Origin of the sequence: Pseudoalteromonas phenolica (genome assembly GCF_005876835.1) — a bacterium.
In the GTDB taxonomy this organism is placed as follows: Bacteria; Pseudomonadota; Gammaproteobacteria; order Enterobacterales; family Alteromonadaceae; genus Pseudoalteromonas; species Pseudoalteromonas phenolica_B.
In genome coordinates this window covers 1-3,147 of record NZ_PPSW01000097.1, presented here as the reverse complement: position 1 = coordinate 3,147, position 3,147 = coordinate 1, and the positions used below count along the sequence as shown (strand labels likewise).

The window sequence follows — 3,147 nt, the reverse complement described above, 5'->3', positions numbered from 1 at the left end:
AACTCGCAACTCGCAACTCGCTAACTATATAAAAATACTCGTTAATTTTTATAGGTCATTTGTCCAATAGGTCAGTCTAAGGCATTTGCTCCATGTAATTTTAGATTTTGATGTTTATCTTCAATATCGATTTTTACTGTTGGAGCTACCACGATGATCCGCGTTTATGATTTACCCACAAGAGTCTTTCACTGGCTTTTTGCCTTTGGCTTTTTAACTGCTTTTACCCTTGCCAATACCATAGACGATGAGCAAGCCGCTTTTTCTTACCACATGATTGCTGGAGCAACCATCTGCATGGCGCTCGTCTGGCGTGTTATTTGGGGTTTTGTAGGAACCAAACACGCCAAGTTTTCTGATTTTGATTTAAACCCATCCGCGTTAATGCATTACTTGAAAGGAGCGCTGAGCGGCTGCAATACGCACTCTGTGGGGCATAATCCCGCTTCGAGCTGGGCGGCAATTACTATGATGATATTAGCAGCATGTTTAGGCGTAACAGGCTTTTTGATGACCAATGGACCATTTAATGAGGTGATTGAAGAGGTGCACGAGTTATGCGCCAATGCGTTTATGCTGGTGGTGGTATTGCATTTATGTGGCATTGCGCTGCACACCATTAAATATCGAGATCCCATTGGTAAAAGTATGGTAAGCGGTGAAAAGTCGGTATCAGATGACAATAAACCTGTGGCCACATTTACCATTTTGGGCGTGCTGTGCTTAGTGGCTACTTTGCTATTTACCACGACTTTGATAGCACAATTTGATCCACACACGAGTACAACTTCAATTTTTGGGGTAACTTGGCAGTTATCAGAGTTTGAAACTGACGAGCACAAAGCGCATGATGAACATTATGATGAGCATGAATAGAGAAGCTTATGACCCGTAAAGACCGTCTGATTTTACTGTCTACCTTGTTAATCATTACGGTATTAATCGCGGTAGATCTCTCGACCGATTTAAAAGAAGGTGTGGCACTGTGGCATCTTGTTATTGAAGGGGCTGCGGGGGTTATGGCGCTCATTGGTATTGCGTATATTTTTAAAGATATCGATCAGCTTAAACAAGACTTACAGTCAGAGCGGGCGCTGGCGAAAGATTACCGAGCAGAGGCCGAATTGTGGCGCGAGAAGTCTAAAACCTATTTAGATGGTTTATCGATTTTAATTGATGAGCAATTAACCCTTTGGCAGCTCACCCCCGCAGAGCGAGAAGTGGCGTTTTTATTGTTAAAAGGCATGAGTTTAAAAGAACTTGCTGAGCTTAGAGGCACGAGCGAAAAAACCGCCCGTGCCCAGTCTATGTCTATCTATGCAAAAGCTGGCCTCAGTGGCCGCTCAGAACTCTCGGCGTTCTTTTTAGAAGACTTATTACCAGCAAAGCTGCTTTAGAGCAGGCTTTTGCTAATTTCAGTTTCGCCAACAAAGGTGTTCATTGAATGGGATTTATTCAATATTAAATGTCCATATTCGACATTAATCCCCCAAGTTTGTAGTTCTTGGATTTCACGACGGGTGATCTCTTTGCTTTCTATGTGCTGTTGTAAAAGCTGGTTTTGACCTTCGAGCGCATAAATATATTCGCCATCGGCATCCCAGTGTCGGAAGTGGTTAAACTGTCTATCAGCAAAGAAAATATGCTCAGTGGTGATTTGCCAGTTTGAGTCTAACGGATAAATACCTAGCTTATCAGGTTGCGTGACATAGTAAGTGCCTAAGTCACAGTTTTGATGAAAGTCATTGATATTATTGAGCAGTCTTTCACTATGTTGAGAATACATGTTGTATTTGTATAAGTGCCATTGATTGTTTTCTCTTACGGGTAAAAGAAGTGTCTGTTCAGAGTGACATGCAAAGACGGGAGGCTTAAATTCGCTGTAGGGCAATGTTAAGTATGTAATGGCTTTAGAGGTTAAATCAATTAACCCGAGCTGTGTATCTTGTTTAAACAACAGTTTTGAGCCGTTACTAGAAAAAAGTAAATAAGTTAGCTTGCTATCTTTAAGGTGGGTTAATTGTGTGAATATGCCATTCTCAATCAACCAAACCTCTTGCTTGCCGGTACGTAAAGAAATCACCGCGGTTTTAAGGTGTTCATGACTGCGATAGGTTGTACCCGCATAATTGGTAAAGGGCGAGCGGGCTAAATAATTAGGCAGTAAACTGTCATTAGCTAAATTAACTTCGACAGTATTTGAGTTGGTTTCTTGCCCTACTGATACCAGCAACGTTTTACCATTAAGGATTGGCATCGAGATTTGTTTGTCAGTTTTATAAATCTCAATCGTTTTTCTTTGCTTAATATCTATGGTGGCAATGGTTGTCGCATTTTTATTAAATACCAAGGTTCGATTATCTGCCCAAGATACTCTAAGAGGGTGAGTAGTCTCTAATGTTACTAGCTTTTCGACACTGCCATCTTTTAAATCATATACCATTAACTGGGCATGACGAGCTTGGAAAAAGCGTATAAAAGCAAAATGAGTGTTTGCTGGGTTTATTTGTGCGTAGCTATCCATTTGATGCACTTTTATCGGGAAAGTGAGTTGCTCAGTAATTTTTTGCTGCATATGATAACGCTTTATACTATGCACTTGAGTGTCAGAATTACGAGATGGGAAGTAAAGCCACTCTTGTTTTGAGTCAACACTTATAGACTGCAAATTCATGCCAGTTCGACAGTCTTTAATTACTTCATCGTGATAGGTGGGTGTAACAGAAACCAGTTCACGTTTAATGATATGGCATTGTTTATCTGTTTCTTTAATAAAGTAAAGTGTATCGCTGTTTCTAGCCCATGAAAACGCCCTTACATGCTCAATCTTAAAAACTTCTCTATGCTGATTGTTTTGACTTTTTTGAACTATGAGGTGTTGAGTCTGCAGCTCAGGGTCTCGATGAATAAATCCTAATAAATTTGACTTAGAAAGTTGTGGTGCGCTGTTCCAGCCAGTTATAAAAGTAAGCGGTTTTATTGCTTGCGGTGAAGTCACAGGCTGACTTTCAACCTTAGTTTCCGATGCGTGTGGTTTGGTAAAATAAACAGTAAAGCTGGCTACTGAGAACAGTGTAAAAAGCAGTAATAATGAAAGCATAGCTTTAAACTTAAACGAATGATGCTTTGTACTTGCCGACTTATCAC

At 40.5% G+C, this 3,147-nt stretch carries 3 protein-coding genes; 2 read left to right on the top strand and 1 reads right to left on the bottom strand.

Going from position 1 to position 3,147, the window contains the following annotated elements:
• Positions 1-153 precede the first annotated feature (153 nt).
• Complete coding sequence (locus tag C1E24_RS20870) at positions 154-876, top strand: cytochrome b/b6 domain-containing protein (protein WP_138484251.1); 723 nt, start codon at positions 154-156, stop codon at positions 874-876.
• A gap of 8 nt (positions 877-884) precedes the next feature.
• Positions 885-1,397, top strand: coding sequence for a helix-turn-helix transcriptional regulator (locus C1E24_RS20865; RefSeq protein ID WP_138484249.1), 513 nt, complete (start codon positions 885-887; stop codon positions 1,395-1,397).
• Here C1E24_RS20865 and C1E24_RS21030 read toward each other — a convergent pair.
• Positions 1,394-3,147, bottom strand: a 1,754-nt coding sequence (locus C1E24_RS21030; RefSeq protein ID WP_171040950.1) for a hypothetical protein, incomplete at its 5' end; no start/stop codon positions are given. The two genes, C1E24_RS20865 and C1E24_RS21030, sit on opposite strands and share 4 nt — an antisense overlap.

Bases quoted from the DNA above. Each gene is read 5' to 3' on its own strand.
- C1E24_RS20870 (WP_138484251.1), top strand. From the start codon at position 154: ATGATCCGCGTTTATGATTTACCCACAAGAGTCTTTCACTGGCTTTTT.
- C1E24_RS20865 (WP_138484249.1), top strand. From the start codon at position 885: ATGACCCGTAAAGACCGTCTGATTTTACTGTCTACCTTGTTAATCATT.